This window comes from Streptomyces sp. NPDC004561, from assembly GCF_053602155.1.
In genome coordinates, this window is record NZ_JBSGDB010000866.1 from 1 (window position 1) to 1,745 (window position 1,745).

Annotated in this window: 1 protein-coding gene; it reads left to right on the plus strand. The window is 74.7% G+C overall.

What is annotated here, in order from left to right; all coding sequences use genetic code 11:
* Positions 1-1,745 (plus strand): beta-ketoacyl synthase N-terminal-like domain-containing protein (locus tag ACWEN3_RS46215; protein ID WP_452984402.1); only part of this gene is annotated, 1,745 nt, incomplete at both ends.

A 1,745-nucleotide genomic window follows, 5' to 3' on the forward strand; every position in this document is an offset into this window, starting at 1 on the left:
GAGCTGGAGGCGACGGGTGTCCGTGTCACCGTCGCCGGGTGCGACGTCGCCGACCGTGAGGCGCTGGCCGCGCTGCTCGCCGAGCACCCGGTGAACGCCGTCGTCCACACGGCGGGCGTGGACCACCTGGACCCGCTGGAGACCATGACGCCGGGCGCCTTCGCCGACGTGCTGGCCGCCAAGGCAACCGGCGCCCTGCACCTCGACACTCTCCTCGCCGGCCGGGAACTCGACGCCTTCGTCCTCTTCTCGTCCATCGCCGGCGTGTGGGGCGGCGGCCACCAGGCCGCCTACGCGGCGGCCAATGCCCTGCTCGACGGGCTCGCCGAACGCCGCCGGGCCCAAGGCCTGCCCGCGACCGCCGTGGCCTGGGGCCCGTGGGCAGGCGGCGGCATGGCCGAGGGCGACGGCGCGGACGAACGACTGCGCCGCCGCGGCCTGATCCCGATGCCCGCCACGCTCGCCCTGGCCGGCCTCCGGCAGGCGCTGGACTCCGGCGAGGCGACCGCCACGGTGGCCGACGTCGACTGGGAGCGGTTCCTGCCCCCGTTCACCATGAGCCGCCCGAGCGCTCTGCTCGGCGACCTCCCGGAGGCCGAGCGGGTCCTCACCGCGGGCGGCCCCGCCGGTGAGCCCGGCACGGCCGCCGCCTCGCCCCTGGCCGACCGACTCGGCGGGATGCCCGAGGCCGAGCAGCACGCGCTGCTGGTCGACCTCGTCCGCACGCACGCGGCGGCCGTCCTCGGCCACGGGGGCGCCGGCGAGGTCGAGGCCGACCGCGCCTTCAAGGACCTGGGCTTCGACTCCCTGACCGCCGTCGAACTGCGCAACAAGCTCAACGCCGAGACCGGCCTCGCGCTGCCCCCCACGCTGGCCTTCGACCACCCCAACGCGCAGGCGCTCGCCCGGCACCTGCGCACCGAGCTCACCGGCCTCACCACCGCGCCCGCACCGGAAGCGGCCGCCGCGCCCGCCGCGGACGACGACCCCATCGCGATCGTCGGCATGGCGTGCCGCTACCCGGGCGGGGTGCGCTCACCCGAGGATCTCTGGCAGCTGGTGGTCTCGGGTGGCGACGCGGTCGGCGAGTTCCCGGCGGACCGTGGCTGGGACGTGGACGGCATCTACGATCCGGATCCGGAGGCGACCGGGAAGACGTACACGCGGCACGGGGGATTCCTTTACGGGGCGGGTGAGTTCGACGCGGGGTTCTTCGGGATCAGTCCGCGTGAGGCCGTGGCGATGGATCCGCAGCAGCGCCTGTTGCTGGAGACCACGTGGGAGACGTTCGAGCGGGCGGGCATCGACGCGGAGTCGGTGCGCGGCAGCCGTACCGGGGTCTTCGTCGGCTCCGGCTACCAGGACTACGCCGCCCAGGCCTTCCACGCGATCGACGACTCCGAGGGCTTCTTCGGCACGGGCAACTCCGCGAGCGTGATGTCCGGCCGCATCGCCTACACCCTCGGCCTGGAAGGACCGGCCGTCACCGTCGACACGGCGTGCTCGTCGTCGCTGGTGGCGCTGCACTGGGCGATCCAGGCGCTGCGCAACGGCGAGTGCTCCATGGCACTGGCCGGTGGCGTGATGGTCATGTCCACCCCGCGCGCCTTCGTGGAGTTCAGCCGCCAGCGCGGGCTGGCCCCGGACGGACGGTGCAAGGCGTTCGGCGCCGGGGCGGACGGCACGGGCTGGGCCGAGGGCGTCGGCATGCTCCTGGTGGAGCGACTGTCCGACGCCCGCCGCAA